Consider the following 17,633-nt stretch of genomic DNA (forward strand, 5'->3'; position numbering starts at 1 on the left):
CTGAACCTTCACGTTCAACCTTACTCTCATTTACACGTTACGCTTTTTTAAAGCGGGCAAAGAGATGTTCCACTACAACGAAAAAGACCGGAACGAAGTAAATTGCCAGCACTGTTGCGGCAAACATCCCGCCCATCACGCCGGTACCTACCGCGTTTTGCGCGCCAGAACCGGCACCATGACTGATAACCAGCGGCAGCACGCCGAGAATAAAGGCCAGAGAGGTCATCAGGATTGGGCGTAAACGCATCCGCGCCGCTTCGATGATTGCCTCTATCGGCGTTTTCCCTTCTTTCTGCATCATCTCAACGGCAAATTCGACAATCAGGATGGCGTTCTTGGCGGAAAGCCCGATGGTGGTCAGCAAACCAACCTGGAAGTAGACGTCATTACTTAAGCCGCGCAGATCGGTGGCCAGTAATGCGCCAACGACGCCTAACGGAACAACCAACATCACCGAGAACGGAATTGACCAGCTCTCATAGAGTGCGGCGAGGGCGAGGAACACCACGATCAGTGAAATGGCATACAGTGCAGGAGCCTGGTTTGAGGATAACGCTTCCTGATACGACAGTCCGGTCCATGAGTAGCCGACGCCTGCCGGAAGTTTAGCGACCAGGTCTGCCATAAATTTCATAGCGTCACCGGTACTTTTCCCGGCCGCCGCTTCACCTAAAATCTCCATTGACGGGATGCCGTTGTAGCGTTCCAATCGCGGTGAACCATAGGTCCATTCGGTAGACGAGTAGGCAGAAAGCGGTGCCATCGTGCCAGAGGCGTTGCGTACATACCATTGGTTGATGTTATCCGGCAACATACGGAACGGCGTGCCTGCCTGGACATACACTTTTTTCACCCGCCCCTGGTTGAGGAAGTCGTTCACGTAGCTGCTGCCGAAGGCGGTGGAAATTGTCTGGTTGATATCAGACAGCGCCACACCCATTGCCTCAGCTTTCGCGGCGTTGACGTTCACTTTGAACATCGGCGTATCTTCCAGGCCGTTCGGGCGTACCCCGGTGACCTGGTCAGGCGATTGCGCTGCCAGTGATAACAGCTCGTTTCGTGCCTGGGTTAGTTTTTCGTGCCCCAGGTTACCGTTGTCCAGCAGTTCCATATCAAAACCTGACGCGGTACCCAGTTCAGCCACCGCGGGTAAGTTGAACGGGAAGACGACGGCTTTATTGATACTGCTTAACGCAATCATTGCCCGCTGAATGATCGCGGTAACCGAGTTTTCCTCACCGACACGTTCAGACCACGGCTTGAGACTGATAAACGCCAGGCCGTTGTTTTGCCCCTGGCCGCTGAAGCCAAAGCCGCCAACGGTAAACACCGACTGAACATTATCTTTCTCTTTTGTAAGATAATAATCCGTCACCTGTTGCAGCACTTTCGTGGTGTTAACCATGGTGGCACCGGAAGGTAACTGCGCGGTGGTCATAAATACCCCCTGATCCTCTTCTGGTAAGAAAGAGGTCGGTGTACGCAGGAACAGCACCGCCATCCCGGCGCAAATCAGCAGGTAGACCACCATGTAGCGACCGGTACAACGCAACAGCGAGCGGGTGCTATCGGTATAGTGCTGAGTTGATTTTTCAAACAGCGTGTTGAAGCGTGCGAACAGGGCGTTAGGTTTGTGACCGCCTTCCGGCGCGGCTTTCAGAATGGTGGCGCACAGGGCAGGGGTCAGGCTCATTGCCACAAATACTGAAAGCAGCATGGAGGAGATCAGCGTGATGGAGAACTGGCGGTAGATCTCCCCGGTTGCGCCGCTCATAAAGGCCATCGGCATAAACACTGCGGAAAGAACAACAGCAATACCGACCAGCGCACGTTGGATCTGCCCCATCGATTTATGCGTCGCTTCCTTCGGTGGTAGCTTATCTTCCGCAATGACACGCTCGACGTTCTCCACCACCACGATGGCGTCATCCACCAGTAGCCCTATCGCCAGCACCATCCCGAACATAGTTAACGTGTTGATGGTGAAACCGACCGCCGACAAGATCGCAAACGTCCCGAGAATAACCACCGGTACGGCAATCGTCGGGATGATTGTGGCACGGAAATTCTGCAAAAACAGATACATGACCAGGAAGACGAGGATGATAGCCTCAACCAGTGTTTTAAAAACTTCCTGAATAGAAATTTCGATAAACGGCGTGGTGTCGTAAGGATAAACCGTCTTCAGACTTGCGGGGAAATAGGCTGATAAGCGGTTCAGCTCCTCTTTGACTGCCCGCGAGGTATCCAGGGCGTTTGCTCCGGTAGCCAGTTTGATGGCGATCCCGGCAGCAGGTTTGCCGTTATAGCGCGCCACGGTGGAATAATCTTCCGCTCCAAGTTCGACGCGGGCGACATCACGCAGCAGCACTTGCGAACCATCTTGCTGAACTTTCAACAGGATTTTGCCAAATTCTTCCGGCGTTTGCAGACGCGTCTGCACAATGATCGAGGCGTTTAGTTGCTGGTCTGCCGCCTGTGGCATGCCACCCAGTTGACCACCGGAAATCTGGTTGTTTTGCACCTTAATCTGGGAAATAACATCGGAAGGTACCAGATTGTATTTATTGAGTTTTTGCGGGTCCAGCCAGATACGCATGGCGTACTCGGAACCAAAGAGCTGTACGCTACCAACGCCCGCGGTACGGCTTAGCGGGTCTTTGATATTAGACGCTACATAGTCCGCGATATCGTACTGGTTGAGGCTGCCGTTATCAGAAATAAACGCCGCTACCATCAGAATATTACTGCTCGACTTATCAACGCTAATCCCCTGCTGCTGCACCGCTTCAGGTAATGAAGGCATAGCGAGTTGCAGTTTATTTTGCACCTGAACCTGTGCGATATCAGGAGATGTCCCAGTCTCGAAGGTCAGAGTGATAGAGGCATTACCCGCCGCATCACTGGTTGAAGACATGTACATCAGGCCATCAAGCCCATTCATATTTTGCTCAATCACCTGAGTGACCGAGTCTTCTACCGTTTGCGCATCGGCACCTGGATAGGTAGCGCTGACGGTAATGGTCGGTGGCGCAATCTGCGGATACTGCGCAACCGGTAAGTTCATGATCGCCAGACCACCTGCAAGCATCATAATAATGGCAAGTACCCAGGCAAAAACCGGGCGATCAATAAAATAGTTAGCCATGAAAGTCCCCTTAAGCCTGCAACGTTATTGTTTCGATTCGGTGCTGGCGTTTTCCTGGCTGGAGGAAATTGCTCGTGCTTTGATACCCGGACGAATGCGTTGCAAACCGGAAACGATCACCCGATCGCCAGCCTGCAAGCCAGAGGTGACAACCCACTGGTCGCCGATGGCTTTGCTGGCTTCAATTTCGCGTAGCTGCACAACATCGTCTTTATCCAGAATGAGCGCCGTTGCTTTACCCTGGGCGTTGTGGGTGACGCCTTCCTGCGGCACCAGTAATACATTCTGGCGGCTACCTTCATCCACTAATGCCGTGACGTACATGCCAGGCAGCAAGTCACCATTTGGGTTGGGGAAAATCGCCCGTAACGTCACGGAGCCCGTGGTTTCATCCACCGTCGGGTCGGAGAATTTCAGCGTGCCGGTCTGGCTGTAGCGTTTACCATTTTCCAGATTGAGCTGTACTGGCGTACTGCCCTGAACCTGTTTGATTTGCCCACTGGCGACCTCTTCTTTCATGCGTAAGAAATCTTGCACCGACTGCGTGAGATCGACATAAATCGGGTCCAGACGTTGTACGGTAACCAGCGAATCTGCCTGATTAGCGGTAACGAGTGCGCCGACGGTCACCGACGATTTCCCGCTGACGCCCGTAATCGGCGAGGTGACATTCGCGTATTGCAGATTGATCGTCGCCTGTTCAACAGCCGCTTTGGCGACGGTGACATTGGCTTCTGCTTCATTCAACTGGGTGCGCGCGGTGTCGTAATCCTGACGGCTAACGTAGTTGGTCTTCAGCAACGATGCCTGGCGGTTAAAGGTGATGCGGGCATTGCTGGCGGTAGAGAGCGCTTTCGCCAGCGAGCCTTTGGCGGAGTTTAGCTCGGCCTGTAAAGGTGCAGGATCAATCTGATACAGCGAATCGCCCTGGTTCACTTTATCGCCTTCGATAAAGTTGCGTTTAATGATAATACCGCCCACCTGGGGACGTATCTCGGCAACTTCATAAGGAACGGTTCTACCGGGCAATTCGCTCAACACATTGACCGAACCGGGGGAGAGTGTGACGACACCGACCTCAGGCGTCATGGCGGCGGCGTTTTCCGCCGATTTGTCATCGCAGGCGGTGAGCATCGCGCCGCAGAATAACAACGGTATTAACAGCTTTCTTCTTCTGTTCATTTTAGTCCCTGAAAATTCTTGAGAAATAACGGTTCTTTAAATTGCGCGCGAGGAGAGATATGAGGGATTTACAGACCAGCGGCATAGTGGGGTTGTCAGCCAGTAAGGTGGGATACAGGCACAGTGATCGACATGGTGAGGTCAACGACAAAAAAAATGTTGCCGTTCTGCCAACAGTTCCTGCCAGCATTCGGGCAACGAAGGGTTCTACTGGTGGATACACATACCAGGGGAATAAAGTCGTTTTAGCCTCTCCTTTAGTAATCACCGGGGGTAATGAAATCAGCATCTGCATCCCTCGTCATGCCAGCCATCAATTTCAGTTGCTTATGTCCTGACTAAAAATAAGATGTGATACCCAGGGTGACGATGTCGCTCATACGTCTTAGTTTCAGCTTGTACATAATGTTGAATTTCTGAATCTTTAATGTTTGTTGCGAAATATTGAGCGTCGACGTGATATTGCTTTCATTTTTATTTTTCAGAATCAGTTGCATAATTTTGAACTGATTATGTGAAAAACATAATTGTGAATTCTTATGGGGCAAGTGTTTACCATAAGTAATCTCAAGAAGATTTTTGATACTTTCTTTGCGGCTAACAAAATAAATAGGCGCTTTAGCTTTTAGTTTACTGATGTGATAAGGTGCCAAAACAATAATTCTCTCGGCATCTAATTTCTCCAGAAATTTAATCGCTTCTTCATCAAGGATATGATTGTGATAGGTATCAATGATAACCTTGAAGGGTTTATTGCCTACTTTTTTGATCTCTGACAGGGAATTGATTTTTATCATTTCGTGATTATCTTTCAACTGCCAAAAGCCCTGTAAAAGAAAAGAATCTTTCGTCATGAGAAAAATCATAACTTGCTCCTTAGCCGTTATCGTTTCGAACATGTCATCCTTTTCATTATTTACATCCTTGTCCGAATCGTTGTTCAATATAGTAAACGCCTATAAGAACTTTACCCTTCGTGAACTAATACGTCTATTAACACTAATCAATACTTCAGATTTATCCATCACGCACTCCATATATTGATCCTAAGTAAGATTCCTGGTTGTTATCAGCTTGTAAATAGTAAACAAAAAGTTAACGTTTGCGGATTACTGCCCAAGAATAAGTTATCAATAACCAGTTTGTGATCTCTGAAGAATATTACTAAAGTTAAAATGTAATCCGATTTAAATATCGAGTCTCCTTGTTTCGACTTAAGCTGGCAATTGGATTGCCAGCTTTCTTTTAACGCATTGAAATTACCTGAGTAAATAACGCATTCATGTCTTCAGGTTTTTATATAGCGTCTGGAGACACGGATATTTATGCAATGTAATCAACGCCAGTTGCAAAAAAATGAACCCGGATTACTTATTTAACCGCCCATAGCATCAACGCTTACGGAACTCTTTGTTCACTTTCCCACAGCACTTTTAAAACATTAAACCTGACTACGGAAAATATCAGCCATGATAATGTTTGAAATGGCTAATTTGCCATGGAGTGAAAAAAATTAGATGAAATTCAGTAGGTTGAAATGATCACTAGCAGGTAATTATTTCAATGATAGTGCGCAATTGATCTACAACACTGCGTAGCGGAGAGAGTATTAATCGGATCATAGTCACATCAAGTGACTATGATCCGGGTGACAACCGGGATAATTATTGCTGCTTAACGAACAAACTGGCGAAGCTGAACAGGCTGGCGGCGCTAAATATCAGTTCAATTCCCACCAGTGTGGAAACCAGCGTTACAGACACCATCGGCGTTGCACCAAGGAATATCCAGGCAATGACGATATCCAGCACACCAATAACGAGCTGTAGCCAGCTGCCTTTCATTGAACGCTGACGATACCAACTCATCAGGCGAATAACCCCTGCAACACAGAACAAACCGGCAATAAATGCCGCAATGGCAAAAATGCCCAGCTCCGGTGCGCGGATGAAGAAATAGCCGATCAATAAATAGGCGACTGCGACGAGGAAACCGGATAATACCGGCCAGAAATTATGACTGCGGTTGCTGAATAACCCGACAATAAGCGCAATACCCGAGCAGATTAATAATGCACCCACTACTGTGCTTAAAATATCGCCAGAGACGAACGGGAAACTGATACACAGCAACCCGACGATAAACAGCAGCACGGCAATAAACTGGATTGCTCTGCGATGCTTTTTCAGCATCTCCAGATCAAACTTCAAAATTGTTGCCTTATCTATATATAACATAGAACCACCCTATAAAATTAAGAAGAAAATCCCCTGCTATCAATCTATGCCAAAAACGCGTCTAAGAATGCAGTCGATTTAATAAAAATTTCCTAATTGCAGTATCTGATGCATCTGTAACTCATTGTATTGAAATAAAAATATCTGATTTTGATATTTTCCATCAACATGACATATACAGAAAACCAGGTTATAACCTCAGTGTCGAAATTGATTCGTGACGGCTCTTTCACTTTATAGTTGAGGATATTACGATGAAAAAAGTATTAGGCGTTATTCTTGGTGGTCTGCTTCTTCTGCCAGTTGTGAGCAATGCAGCGGATGCGCAAAAAGCAGCTGATAACAAAAAACCGGTCAACTCCTGGACCTGTGAAGATTTCCTGGCTGTGGACGAATCCTTCCAGCCAACTGCAGTTGGTTTTGCTGAAGCGCTGAACAACAAAGATAAACCAGAAGATGCGGTTTTAGATGTTCAGGGTATTGCAACCGTAACCCCAGCTATCGTTCAGGCTTGTACTCAGGATAAACAAGCCAACTTTAAAGATAAAGTTAAAGGCGAATGGGACAAAATTAAGAAAGATATGTAATTCCGGGAATGCGTTACATCGTACTTCCTTGCATATTGAACAGGCCGGAATATCTTCTTTAAAAGCAGCTATTCCTCCTGTTCATATATAATCTCTATATTGAATGGGTTACAAAATGAATATTTCATCTCTCCGTAAAGCGTTTATTTTTATGGGCGCTGTAGCGGCTTTGTCACTGGTGAACGCACAATCTGCGCTGGCAGCCAATGAATCCGCTAAAGATATGACCTGCCAGGAATTTATTGATCTGAATCCAAAAGCAATGACCCCGGTTGCATGGTGGATGCTGCATGAAGAAACAGTATATAAAGGTGGCGATACCGTTACTTTAAATGAAACCGATCTCACTCAAATTCCTAAAGTGATCGAATACTGTAAGAAAAACCCGCAGAAAAATTTGTATACCTTCAAAAATCAAGCATCTAATGACTTGCCGAATTAATGAGGTACAAGTAAAAAGGAGTAGCAAGTTGAGCCATCTTGCTGCTCCTTTTTGCATTTTTATATGACAGCAGAATTTATTATACGTCTTATACTCGCGGCAATTGCCTGTGGCGCTATTGGCATGGAAAGGCAAATGCGCGGCAAAGGAGCAGGGTTACGCACACATGTATTAATTGGCATGGGAAGCGCCCTGTTTATGATTGTTTCGAAATATGGTTTTGCTGACGTGCTGTCTTTAGATCACGTCGGACTCGACCCCAGCCGTATTGCTGCTCAGGTGGTGACGGGCGTCGGGTTTATCGGTGCAGGTAACATTCTCGTTCGTAACCAAAATATTGTAGGTCTGACGACGGCAGCGGATATCTGGGTGACCGCCGCCATAGGTATGGTTATTGGCAGCGGTATGTACGAACTGGGTATTTATGGTTCAGTGATGACCTTGTTGGTGCTGGAAGTCTTCCATCAATTAACCTTCCGCCTGATGAACAAAAATTACCATTTACAGCTGACATTAGTGAACGGTAATACGGTATCAATGCTCGACTGGTTTAAGCAGCAAAAAATAAAAACGGATTTAGTTTCGTTGCAGGAAAATGAAGATCATGAAGTGGTCGCCATTGATATCCAGCTTCATGCCACAACGTCGATAGAAGACCTGTTGCGATTATTAAAAGGTATGGCAGGGGTGAAAGGCGTTTCAATTAGCTAATCTGTGTGGCAGCGTAGCCAGACTCACCGTAAGCCTGAAATTCACACCAGATAATCAATATGCTGATGGCGTACCAGCTCATTGATCCGCTTAAGATTGAGGATCATCATGATATTGTGTTTATGGCAGTAGAACGTTTTTAGCGATATTTTCAGTTTCTCCAGAATATCTTCCGTTGTCATTTGATTCGCAATGCAGCTCAGAACCTGATGTTGCTTGCGCGAAAGTGACACAGCCGCTTCAGGCACAGAGCAGTAACTGCCATTGATGAGTGCGACAAAATCAATGATAGTGATAGTCCGCGGAACAAAGGTCACCGGCACTTTCCCCAGGCAGCGTTTAATATTAAAGGGGGAGAAAATAATCACATGGACAGGTTTTAATCGTTCAATTTGAGTGAGAAAATTAGAATGAAATACATTATTCATTAATGTATCAATAATGACGAAGGCATTCTGATGCAACATTACGTCGATCTCTTCTTCGTTCTGTATATGAACGACATTACCTTTACTCAGAATGTTTTTCATCGCGGTGAAGAACATCGTATCCCTGGTAATTATAAGAAACATAACCGACTCCTGGTGCGGACATTAACTTTATAATCAGTTTGCCAAAGGTAATTAACAGGACAGGGCTTATAATAATAATAGTTAGCTTACTGTATATTAATTTTATGTAATACATGATGCAGATGCTGAGAAAGCATCTGCATCTTTCGGTGGTGTTATTTGACCAGCTCAGGTGTTACCTGACTCACCGCATTGGTGTAGTAAGGCGCACCCCAGCCCGGTTCCGGCCAGAATGCACCATAGCCGTAATCCCACAGGTTATAGGTGGTATTAACCACTTCTCTCAAATGCCACACCTGGATGCCCTGCATATTCACTTCCAGGAAGTTATACGGGACTTTATTGATAAAGCCTGGTTGTTCACCCTGAATGGTACCGAGGATGGTAACAAAGTGATTACGATAGTTCACTGGATCAAGGAAGCCGCTTTGTCTGGCGAGCAGTCGGCCCTGATAGTTGGCTTCAATATCAGGCTTCGCATAGCTATCCAACGGTAATACAGCGATTTCTAACAACGTATCCGTTTTGCCATTGATAACGTTGATAACCTTCCCACCAAAGCGCGCTTGTTGACCAACATATAACCCCGGCTGGTTATGAACAGCAACAAAACTTTTTTGAATATCAGGTTGGTTATTGCCTTTGATATTTTGCGGAATTGAACTACATGCGGCAAGCAAAAATGAAAGGCTGAGGATGAGTGCACCTTTTGTCATGTTCATGTTACTATCCTTATCAACAAATATTAAAACCATAATAGATATTTCTTTATAGTTTTCATCTGATTCTGAGGTGATATGCCTGATAGTAACGTAAACCTGTCTAATGTTTATATCCCTTCTGTTTAGTTCAATTCCGTTATTTTGGGGCGTGGTATGAGTATCCATCGCCCCATAATATAACCCTTTGTTTTAAAATTACATAAAATCTATCATTATTCAATGATTATAAAGTACAAATAATCAATATTATGGTATTATATTCTGATAATGATTTGATAAGCGAATTCTTTTACCAGATGGTATTTCTATTTCCACCCCATAATTTATATCTTTTTCATTAGGCAGATCTCTCTTTAAATAAAAGGGGTATGAAATCTTTTCGGGTTGAAGTGTCTCGTAATGAAATGCTATGAATTCATTTTTAGACATTGTTGCCCATTTTTGAATTTTATTGTATAGAGAGGGTGTTGTAAACTCTTGAAGTTGTTTATAACATATTTTTTTGAACTCTTGCTTATATTTTAATATGTCATCAAATGAAAGATTTACTACCTTTGCCTCTAAGAAATCAATTATTCTCGAAGCAATTTCCGCTTTCGCGCGTAAAGAGTTGTCATTAATAGTTAACAATGTAGAAAACAAGCCATTGATTTGTTTGTCAAGATGCTGTTCATATTCATGTAGTTTGGGGATTGGATTTTCCTTGTGTGAAAAAATAGTGTTAAATAAATTTGCGTCAGTGAAATTTATATTAAGTAGATCTTCAAAATAAAATTTTGATAAGGTTAGGACTAGCCTGGACATATCTTGCCCTGTCATGTTGAAATCAATAAAGTCGCATCCAGCAAGGGCTTCCATCCTATTTTCATTTTCACTGTGCTCAATATACAGCTTCGCCATTTTTAGGTACAGGCTTTGAATGTCTCTTATATCAGTTGGTAAGTCAGCTCGTTGCCCAGCAAAATTTTTATTATCGGAAGAAACGGTTTGGACACTGAATCTTTCGGGTATTCCTTCTTCTACGAGAATTTTAGTTATGATTGGATTGTTGGGTTCTGGATTAACGACAACAATGATTTGACATACAGAATCCTTATCCTTTTCGTATCTAATGTTATGAATCTGATTAAGTATTGATTGTGTCTGTTGCGTAATTGGTGTCGAACTTATCGTTTCAATGTTATTAATAAGACTTACAAGTTGAGCCACAACTTTTGAGTAGTCTGCATTTGTATATGTGGTGTTCGTGTGGCATGCATTAATTTGTTGGAGTTGTTGTTGCGCTAAATCAAATTGTTCAGGGTTGTATCCTTCTCCAGAGAATGTGGAATTAATGGGGTGTTGTTCTTCCCGATTATCACAAGGCCACTTCGGTGTGTCTGGCGTTTTAACATCGTCGGTATTTGTTGTGCGGTTATAAATGTCACCGTTATATGTATTTATTATACCTGGGGTAAAGTCAATTGACATAACATTCCTTATTCATCATCTGTTTATGCTAGGATTTTTAAATTGGATAATTAGAACAGGAATGGATTTTCTTCTACACACAATAAATATAATGCGCCATATCTTCCTGATATAATTACCTTTGACTTCCCTTTTATCTCCACCCGGTAATATTTGTGTATAAAAAAGGGCAGTGATAGTATCGTAAAAGAATACGTTAATAACTATCAAAAAGCGCTCATTTTAAAAAGTTATTATGTTCTCCGATAGTGTGTAAAGTGATATTTTTGTGATGTTTTAGATGTGTAATAATGAACCAGGTTAAAGTGTATTTAAAAATGTGTTGTATTGGCGACTGAAATCTGCCCTTTAAAAGGGGGGATGGTACTGAGACAAAGAGACATTGCTTCTCCAATAAAATGTCAGAGAAGCATGATTACGTGGTTATTGTCTGCTGATGACTTACTGACCGAGCCGTCATCATTCTCAATGCATTAGTTAAAACATTTGTAATTTTTAAGGATTATCCTATCTATGATTTTCTACTTAGAAGGATATGGCACTAACTATGCATCTTATAGTTTACTGCTGGCATCTATTTAAAATAGCAATTGAGTCAAATAGCCCATCAAGATAGCCATACCTAATATAACCGTCAGGAATGCAGCTATCATCGGCATTCTGAACATTGATTTAAGTAATATCACTTCCGTCAGGCTTGCGCCGGCACTGCCGATGATTAATGCCATTAATGCTCCCAGACCCATTCCTTTTGTCATCAGAACAGATGCCAGAGGGATAACCGCCTCAGCCCGGATATACAGCGGAATACCGACAACGGCGCTTAATGGGATGGCGAAGGGATTATCTGCTCCTGCATGAGCGGCAATCCACGCTGAGGGAATAAAGCCATAAATAAAAGAGCCTATTAATACCCCTAACAAAAGATATGGCAGTACATCTTTAAACTGTTGCAACGCATCTTTGGTGGCTAGTTTTATGGGATTAATACTTGCCACTGCTTTGGTATTGCAACAGTTAACGACGGGTTTCTCAATGGCTTTAGCCGTTGGACTACAGCAACTCACTTCTATTGGCGTATATGTCGTCCCCGGCAAAGTTTTTGCCGACGCTTTGGCTGGAGCACAACAATTTGCTGATGAGCTTTTACTGGCAATGATATGACGTTCAAACCCCAGAGAATCCAGGATAATACTGGCAAGAACGGAGACGCCGGTGGCGATAATCGCGTACAACAAGGTGACTTTCCAACCAAAGGTCACCCACATTAGTCCGACGATAATGGGATTAAGTAATGGTGAAACAAATAAAAAAGTGAGAGTCGGACCAAACCCGGCTTTCGCTGACAACAATCCACGTAGCATGGGTATTGTCGAGCAACTACAGAACGGGGTAACGGCTCCCAACAGAGCAGCCAGGAGATAGCCTCTCCCTTTTCTGGCCCCCATCATCTGCTGGATTTTATGGTCTGGCACCTTTTGTCTTATCAGGCTGACACCGGCACTAATCACTATAAACAGCAAAGAAAGCTCGACGGCGAGAAACACAAACATCTCTGCGGCATCTTGCAGCATCTCAAGCCAACTACTCATACGTAACCTCATTGAATAAATCTATATTTCCAGAATAATCGAAATGAGATTCAGATCAAGATATTTCTGGTATTATCGAAATATCAACCAGACAGAGGGGTGTCACATGCAGTTGGAAGAAGTCGCTAAAGCGCTGAAAGAGCTAGGTCACCCGACCCGTTTGTTCATATTTAAACATCTTGTCAAAGCGGGGGAACAAGGTTTGCCGGTCGGTGAGTTGCAAAAGCAGCTTGGGATACCTGGCTCCACACTCAGCCACCATATATCAGCACTGGTATCGGTAGGACTGGTCAAACAAAACCGTGAGAGTCGGACGCTGATGTGTGTTTCGCAATACGCAATGCTGGAAGCGATAATTGAATTCTTACGCGAGGAGTGCTGCGTAAATAGCAAAATTGCCTGATGCGCTACGCTCTACATATTTCATGCCATATATTGAATTTGCACGGTTTTGTAGGTCGGATAAGACGCGTTAGCGTCGCATCCGACATAAACAAAGCGCACTTTACCAACTATGGGCAGTGGATATCGCCGCTTTATTTCAACCGCTTACCCGCTTCATCAACCACTTTCTCGCCATCTTCCTTGGAGAATGCGCCTTTTTGCGCATCTGGCAGAATTTCCAGCACCACTTCTGAAGGGCGGCACAGGCGAGTTCCCAGCGTCGTCACCACAATCGGGCGATTAATCAGAATCGGGTGCTGAAGCATAAAGTCGATTAACCGATCGTCAGTAAATTTATCTTCCGCAAGGCCCAGCTCCTCATACGGTTCGACGTTTTTACGCAGCAGCGCGCGTACGGAAATCCCCATATCGGCAATGAGTTTGACCAGTTCATCGCGCGTTGGCGGAGTTTCCAGATAATGGATAATGGTCGGTTCTGTGCCGCTGTTGCGGATCATCTCCAGCGTATTACGCGATGTGCCGCAGGCCGGGTTGTGATAAATGGTAATGTTGCTCATATCAATATCTCATTACAAAGTGAAAGAGAGACGTAGCGCCAGCGCAGCCAGCGTCACAAACAGCACAGGCAGGGTCATGATAATCCCTGTACGGAAGTAATATCCCCAGCTGATAGTCATATTCTTCTGCGAAAGTACGTGTAGCCAGAGTAGCGTTGCCAGGCTACCAATCGGGGTAATTTTCGGCCCCAAATCGCAGCCAATCACGTTGGCATAAACCATCGCTTCTTTGATAACGCCAGATGCCGTGCTGCCATCAATGGACAACGCGCCAACAAGTACCGTCGGCATATTGTTCATAATAGAAGAGAGGAAGGCGGTGAGGAATCCGGTGCCGAGCGTCGCGGCCCACAGGCCGTTATCCGCCAGCACGTTGAGTACGCCAGAAAGATATTCCGTTAATCCGGCATTGCGCAGGCCATAAACCACCAGATACATGCCGAGCGAGAAGATGACAATCTGCCAGGGTGCACCGCGCAGGACTTTACCCGTATTAATCGCATGACCGCGTTTAGCGACGACAAATAATATCAGTGCGCCCACTGCCGCAATGGCGCTTACCGGAATGCCGAGCGGTTCCAGGACGAAAAATCCCACCAGCAGAAGCAGTAAAACAACCCAGCCAGTTTTGAACGTAGCAGGATCTTTGATCGCTTCTGCGGGAGATTTCAGCAGCGCCATATCGTAGTTCTGCGGAATATCTTTGCGAAAATAGAGATGTAGCATCACCAGCGTGGCAACAATCGCGGCGATATCCACCGGCACCATCACCGAGGCGTATTCGCGAAAGCCGAGGCCAAAGAAATCAGCGGAAACGATATTCACCAGGTTGGAGACAATAAGCGGCAGGCTGGCAGTATCGGCAATGAATCCGGCCGCCATCACGAACGCCAGCGTAGTGCCTTTACTGAACCCTAAAGCCAGCAGCATGGCGATGACAATTGGCGTTAAAATCAGCGCCGCGCCATCATTGGCAAACAGGGCGGCAACGGCAGCACCAAGCAGGACAATCCAGGTAAACAGCAAGCGACCGCGTCCATTGCCCCAGCGTGAAACGTGCAGCGCCGCCCATTCAAAAAAGCCGGACTCATCCAGCAGCAGGCTGATGATAATGACGGCAATAAACGCAGCCGTCGCGTTCCAGACGATATTCCACACCACCGGAATATCACCCGGATGGACCACGCCCGTAACTAACGCCAGAACTGCGCCGAGCGTTGCACTCCAGCCGATGCCTAAACCTTTCGGCTGCCAGATAACCAATACAATGGTCAGGACAAAGATAGCGCCTGCCAGTAACATAATGCCTCCTGGATAAAACACATGCGAAAATACATATGTGTTTAGCTAAATTTTTTAACTGCAAATGTTCTTACTGTCTGCGGAACAGTTTTGTCGAGCCAGGTTGCGGACAATTGCCTGAATCTTTTCCTGTTCACATCGCCAGGCTTCATCAATTATTTTCGCCGCCCATGCTGGAATATGCGGCGATAAGCGGTAATGAACCCACTTACCTTGCTTGCGGTCCAGCAATAGCCCGCTTTCACGCAGCAATGCCAGGTGGCGGGAGATCTTGGGCTGCGACTGGTCGAGAGCAGTGCAGAGATCGCAGACGCATAACTCTCCCAGTTCGCTGAGCAGTAAAACGATGCCCAGACGGGTTTCATCAGCAAGAATTTTGAACAATTGGATGGGTAACAGAAATGACATATTGCGCTCCTGATTGTTGCAGGTAGTGTCTCTCTTCGAAGCGGATAAGTCAAAAACATATATGACTTAACGAATGTGTAAGTGCAGAGGAAGGTAATAGGTGTGAATTTTGAGTTGGCTATTCATTTGAAAGGAGGTCTGAATCAGGACGTAAAAAAACCGACTTTGCGTCGGTTTTTTACTTTCCAGCCCTGAGTTGGTGGCTCTGGCTGGAGTGAGAGAGTTCTTATCTAACAGCTCAATACTATTAGCCAGTGGCTAACATTGCAAGAATTAGCGATTTCTTCAGCTGGCGGAGGGGGCACTTCGGTATATATCGCAATGACGATTTATATACTTTCACTGGGTCATCGTCATATTAAGCCTTGTCCGAATCCGGATGTAAAAAAACCGACTTTGCGTCGGTTTTTTACTTTCCAGCCCTGAGTTGGTGGCACTGGCTGGAGTGAGAATGCCATTATCTAACGCATCAATGCTAATACCATACTGAAACTATTGCAAGGACATGCTGGTTTTATAACCTGAATGTACTGTATGATTATCCAGTTAGCTCTGAGGCATTTTCACTCTGGTAATGCGCATAAACGCTTTCAAAGTCCTGGTCAGAAGTACGGGTGGTGCCGTTAACTGATGCTCTGGCCGGAGTGAGAATGCCATTATCTAACAATAGGGCATGCGCCGTGACAGGCAGTGGATGAGTAAGCGGATGCATTCTCACTCCATCGCATGGAGAAAACGGGTGATTGATAAAGCAATCATCGTTCTTGGGGCGTTAATTGCGCTGCTGGAACTGATCCGCTTTCTGCTTCAGCTTCTGAACTGATAGCGGAAACGTAATTAAGGGCTAAGAGCACACTACTCTTAGCCCTTTAACATTTAACGCATTGTCACGAACTCTTCTGCCGCCGTTGGGTGAATGGCGACGGTATTGTCGAAGTCTTTTTTGGTTGCACCCATCTTCAGCGCCACCGCGAAGCCCTGCAACATTTCGTCCATACCAAAGCCAATGCCGTGAATACCGACAATCTTCTCTTCCGATCCAACGCACACCAGCTTCATGCGGCACGGCTGGCGGTGAGTGGTGACGGCGGTATACATCGCGGTGAAAGAGGATTTATACACTTTCACCTGATCGTCGCCATACTGCTCGCGCGCCTGCGGTTCCGTTAAACCAACAGTACCAATCGGCGGATGGCTGAAGACCACGGTCGGAATGTTGCTGTAATCCAGATGCTCATCCGGCTTGTTATTAAACAGGCGTTCAGAGAGACGGCGACCCGCTGCAACTGCCACCGGTGTCAGCTCCACTGCACCCGTGTTATCGCCCACCGCGTAAATACCTTCAATATTGGTGTTTTGATATTTATCGACGACGATATAGCCTTTTTCGTTAGTTTTAACGCCAGCGGCTTCCAGGTTGATGTTGTCATTGGCAGGCTCGCGACCAATCGCCCAAATCAGGCAATCCACCGTTTCACTGCGACCATCTTCCAGCTCCAGCGTCAGGCTACCATCGGCATTTTTCACTACCGCTTTCGGGATGGCGTTGGTGTGCAGCTGCGGGCCTTCGGCGTTCATCACTTCGACCAGCGTTTCGGAAATCATCGGGTCGAAGCTGCGCAGCGGCGCATGTTTACGCACAAACAGATGCGTTTTCGCGCCGAGGCCGTTAATCACGCCCGCCAGCTCAACGGCGATGTAACCCGCGCCAACAACCGCCACGCGCTCTGGCAAAGCAGGAAGGGCGAAGAAGCCATCAGAATCAATACCGTATTCCACGCCCGGAATATCCGGGTGGCTCGGACGACCGCCTGTGGCGATCAGAATATGATCGGCCGTGATGGTTTCGCCGTTTACCTCCAGCGTTTTGGCATCAACGAAGCGGGCAAAGCCTTTGATTACATCAACGTTATTTTTACCGAGCACGTTTTCATAGGAAGTATGAATACGGTCGATATAGGCGGTACGGCTGGCGATCAACGTTTCCCAGTTGAATTTATTGATAGTGGTATCAAAACCATAATCCGGGCCGTACATATGGATCGCTTCACGGATTTGCGCCGCGTGCCACATCACTTTTTTCGGCACACAGCCAACATTTACGCAGGTGCCGCCCAGCTCTTTGGCTTCAATCAGCGCACATTTCTGGCCGTACATAGCCGCGCGGTTGATGGAGGCGATACCGCCGCTGCCGCCGCCGATGGCGATGTAATCATAGTGTTTAGTCATGACAAAGTGTCCTTATCGTTGATTACCGCGATTGTAGCGCGAGACGTAATAGGTGCCAGCAATGGC

18 protein-coding genes are annotated in these 17,633 nt (G+C 46.1%); 6 read left to right on the forward strand and 12 right to left on the reverse strand.

Annotated elements, in window-relative coordinates; genetic code table 11:
• Nucleotides 1–37 precede the first annotated feature (37 nt).
• Nucleotides 38–3,151, reverse strand: a complete 3,114-nt coding sequence (mdtF, locus tag HGD79_RS16995) for a multidrug efflux pump RND permease MdtF (protein ID WP_000024890.1) — start codon at nucleotides 3,149–3,151, stop codon at nucleotides 38–40.
• A 24-nt stretch (nucleotides 3,152–3,175) separates the two neighbouring features.
• Nucleotides 3,176–4,285, reverse strand: coding sequence for a multidrug transporter subunit MdtE (mdtE, locus tag HGD79_RS17000; protein ID WP_001340474.1), 1,110 nt, complete (start codon nucleotides 4,283–4,285; stop codon nucleotides 3,176–3,178).
• A gap of 107 nt (nucleotides 4,286–4,392) precedes the next feature.
• Between mdtE and HGD79_RS17005 the strand changes: the two genes are divergently transcribed.
• Entirely contained in the window at nucleotides 4,393–4,671 is a 279-nt protein-coding gene (locus tag HGD79_RS17005) for a hypothetical protein (RefSeq protein WP_001205329.1), read from the forward strand.
• Here the strand turns inward: HGD79_RS17005 and gadE are convergent, their stop codons facing one another.
• Both gadE and hdeD read right to left on the reverse strand, forming a co-directional pair.
• On the reverse strand, nucleotides 4,672–5,199 hold the full coding sequence (gadE, locus tag HGD79_RS17010) for an acid resistance transcriptional activator GadE (RefSeq protein WP_000576690.1): 528 nt from the start codon (nucleotides 5,197–5,199) through the stop codon (nucleotides 4,672–4,674).
• A gap of 798 nt (nucleotides 5,200–5,997) precedes the next feature.
• Nucleotides 5,998–6,570 carry an acid-resistance protein HdeD gene (gene hdeD, locus HGD79_RS17015; RefSeq protein ID WP_000965672.1) on the reverse strand — a complete coding sequence of 191 codons (573 nt, stop codon included), beginning with the start codon at nucleotides 6,568–6,570 and terminating at the stop codon, nucleotides 5,998–6,000.
• Nucleotides 6,571–6,824: 254 nt separating this feature from the next.
• On the opposite strand from hdeD, the gene hdeA reads away from it, so the two are divergent.
• From hdeA to HGD79_RS17030, 3 genes are all read left to right on the forward strand, one after another.
• Nucleotides 6,825–7,157, forward strand: coding sequence for an acid-activated periplasmic chaperone HdeA (gene hdeA / locus HGD79_RS17020; RefSeq protein ID WP_000756550.1), 333 nt, complete (start codon nucleotides 6,825–6,827; stop codon nucleotides 7,155–7,157).
• A gap of 115 nt (nucleotides 7,158–7,272) precedes the next feature.
• Complete coding sequence (gene hdeB, locus HGD79_RS17025; RefSeq protein ID WP_001298717.1) at nucleotides 7,273–7,599, forward strand: acid-activated periplasmic chaperone HdeB; 327 nt, start codon at nucleotides 7,273–7,275, stop codon at nucleotides 7,597–7,599.
• A 63-nt stretch (nucleotides 7,600–7,662) separates the two neighbouring features.
• Nucleotides 7,663–8,310 carry an MgtC/SapB family protein gene (locus HGD79_RS17030; protein WP_001296814.1) on the forward strand — a complete coding sequence of 216 codons (648 nt, stop codon included), beginning with the start codon at nucleotides 7,663–7,665 and terminating at the stop codon, nucleotides 8,308–8,310.
• Nucleotides 8,311–8,351: 41 nt separating this feature from the next.
• Here the strand turns inward: HGD79_RS17030 and HGD79_RS17035 are convergent, their stop codons facing one another.
• The 4 genes from HGD79_RS17035 to HGD79_RS17050 form a co-directional block, all read right to left on the reverse strand.
• Nucleotides 8,352–8,882, reverse strand: a complete 531-nt coding sequence (locus HGD79_RS17035; protein WP_000478619.1) for a LuxR C-terminal-related transcriptional regulator — start codon at nucleotides 8,880–8,882, stop codon at nucleotides 8,352–8,354.
• Between the two features lie 155 nt (nucleotides 8,883–9,037).
• Nucleotides 9,038–9,604, reverse strand: a complete 567-nt coding sequence (gene slp, locus HGD79_RS17040) for an outer membrane lipoprotein Slp (RefSeq protein WP_001057453.1) — start codon at nucleotides 9,602–9,604, stop codon at nucleotides 9,038–9,040.
• Nucleotides 9,605–9,850: 246 nt separating this feature from the next.
• Entirely contained in the window at nucleotides 9,851–11,074 is a 1,224-nt protein-coding gene (locus tag HGD79_RS17045) for a hypothetical protein (RefSeq protein WP_096147548.1), read from the reverse strand.
• Nucleotides 11,075–11,652: 578 nt separating this feature from the next.
• Nucleotides 11,653–12,666: a permease gene (locus tag HGD79_RS17050; RefSeq protein ID WP_062893942.1), complete on the reverse strand. Its 1,014-nt coding sequence runs from the start codon at nucleotides 12,664–12,666 to the stop codon at nucleotides 11,653–11,655.
• Between the two features lie 106 nt (nucleotides 12,667–12,772).
• On the opposite strand from HGD79_RS17050, the gene HGD79_RS17055 reads away from it, so the two are divergent.
• The gene (locus HGD79_RS17055; RefSeq protein WP_001175589.1) at nucleotides 12,773–13,069 is read left to right on the forward strand and encodes a metalloregulator ArsR/SmtB family transcription factor; all 297 of its coding nucleotides are present in this window, start codon (nucleotides 12,773–12,775) and stop codon (nucleotides 13,067–13,069) included.
• A 133-nt stretch (nucleotides 13,070–13,202) separates the two neighbouring features.
• On the opposite strand, the gene arsC is transcribed toward HGD79_RS17055, so the two are convergent.
• From arsC to arsR, 3 genes are read right to left on the reverse strand one after another with little or no spacing between them, the layout of a single operon-like run.
• Nucleotides 13,203–13,628 (reverse strand): glutaredoxin-dependent arsenate reductase, encoded by a 426-nt coding sequence (gene arsC / locus HGD79_RS17060; protein ID WP_000065772.1) that lies wholly within the window; start codon nucleotides 13,626–13,628, stop codon nucleotides 13,203–13,205.
• A 12-nt stretch (nucleotides 13,629–13,640) separates the two neighbouring features.
• Nucleotides 13,641–14,930 carry an arsenite/antimonite:H(+) antiporter ArsB gene (gene arsB, locus HGD79_RS17065; protein ID WP_000922639.1) on the reverse strand — a complete coding sequence of 430 codons (1,290 nt, stop codon included), beginning with the start codon at nucleotides 14,928–14,930 and terminating at the stop codon, nucleotides 13,641–13,643.
• 54 nt (nucleotides 14,931–14,984) lie between these two features.
• Nucleotides 14,985–15,338 (reverse strand): As(III)-sensing metalloregulatory transcriptional repressor ArsR, encoded by a 354-nt coding sequence (gene arsR, locus HGD79_RS17070; protein WP_000008953.1) that lies wholly within the window; start codon nucleotides 15,336–15,338, stop codon nucleotides 14,985–14,987.
• A 739-nt stretch (nucleotides 15,339–16,077) separates the two neighbouring features.
• Here arsR and dinQ point away from each other — a divergent pair.
• Entirely contained in the window at nucleotides 16,078–16,161 is an 84-nt protein-coding gene (gene dinQ / locus HGD79_RS17075; protein ID WP_001295215.1) for a damage-inducible type I toxin DinQ, read from the forward strand.
• 53 nt (nucleotides 16,162–16,214) lie between these two features.
• Here dinQ and gorA read toward each other — a convergent pair whose 3' ends face one another.
• Nucleotides 16,215–17,567 (reverse strand): glutathione-disulfide reductase, encoded by a 1,353-nt coding sequence (gene gorA, locus HGD79_RS17080; RefSeq protein ID WP_000160808.1) that lies wholly within the window; start codon nucleotides 17,565–17,567, stop codon nucleotides 16,215–16,217.
• Nucleotides 17,568–17,633: the final 66 nt, after the last annotated feature.

Source organism: Escherichia sp. SCLE84, assembly GCF_012584495.1.
Lineage (GTDB): Bacteria > Pseudomonadota > Gammaproteobacteria > Enterobacterales > Enterobacteriaceae > ECMA0423.

Excerpts from the sequence above, each read along its gene's own strand:
- mdtF (WP_000024890.1), bottom strand. The coding sequence starts at position 3,151 with ATGGCTAACTATTTTATTGATCGCCCGGTTTTTGCCTGGGTACTTGCC.
- mdtE (WP_001340474.1), bottom strand. The coding sequence starts at position 4,285 with ATGCTCACCGCCTGCGATGACAAATCGGCGGAAAACGCCGCCGCCATG.
- HGD79_RS17005 (WP_001205329.1), top strand. The coding sequence starts at position 4,393 with ATGAGGGATTTACAGACCAGCGGCATAGTGGGGTTGTCAGCCAGTAAG.
- gadE (WP_000576690.1), bottom strand. The coding sequence starts at position 5,199 with ATGATTTTTCTCATGACGAAAGATTCTTTTCTTTTACAGGGCTTTTGG.
- hdeD (WP_000965672.1), bottom strand. The coding sequence starts at position 6,570 with ATGTTATATATAGATAAGGCAACAATTTTGAAGTTTGATCTGGAGATG.
- hdeA (WP_000756550.1), top strand. The coding sequence starts at position 6,825 with ATGAAAAAAGTATTAGGCGTTATTCTTGGTGGTCTGCTTCTTCTGCCA.
- hdeB (WP_001298717.1), top strand. The coding sequence starts at position 7,273 with ATGAATATTTCATCTCTCCGTAAAGCGTTTATTTTTATGGGCGCTGTA.
- HGD79_RS17030 (WP_001296814.1), top strand. The coding sequence starts at position 7,663 with ATGACAGCAGAATTTATTATACGTCTTATACTCGCGGCAATTGCCTGT.
- HGD79_RS17035 (WP_000478619.1), bottom strand. The coding sequence starts at position 8,882 with ATGTTTCTTATAATTACCAGGGATACGATGTTCTTCACCGCGATGAAA.
- slp (WP_001057453.1), bottom strand. The coding sequence starts at position 9,604 with ATGAACATGACAAAAGGTGCACTCATCCTCAGCCTTTCATTTTTGCTT.
- HGD79_RS17045 (WP_096147548.1), bottom strand. The coding sequence starts at position 11,074 with ATGTCAATTGACTTTACCCCAGGTATAATAAATACATATAACGGTGAC.
- HGD79_RS17050 (WP_062893942.1), bottom strand. The coding sequence starts at position 12,666 with ATGAGTAGTTGGCTTGAGATGCTGCAAGATGCCGCAGAGATGTTTGTG.
- HGD79_RS17055 (WP_001175589.1), top strand. The coding sequence starts at position 12,773 with ATGCAGTTGGAAGAAGTCGCTAAAGCGCTGAAAGAGCTAGGTCACCCG.
- arsC (WP_000065772.1), bottom strand. The coding sequence starts at position 13,628 with ATGAGCAACATTACCATTTATCACAACCCGGCCTGCGGCACATCGCGT.
- arsB (WP_000922639.1), bottom strand. The coding sequence starts at position 14,930 with ATGTTACTGGCAGGCGCTATCTTTGTCCTGACCATTGTATTGGTTATC.
- arsR (WP_000008953.1), bottom strand. The coding sequence starts at position 15,338 with ATGTCATTTCTGTTACCCATCCAATTGTTCAAAATTCTTGCTGATGAA.
- gorA (WP_000160808.1), bottom strand. The coding sequence starts at position 17,567 with ATGACTAAACACTATGATTACATCGCCATCGGCGGCGGCAGCGGCGGT.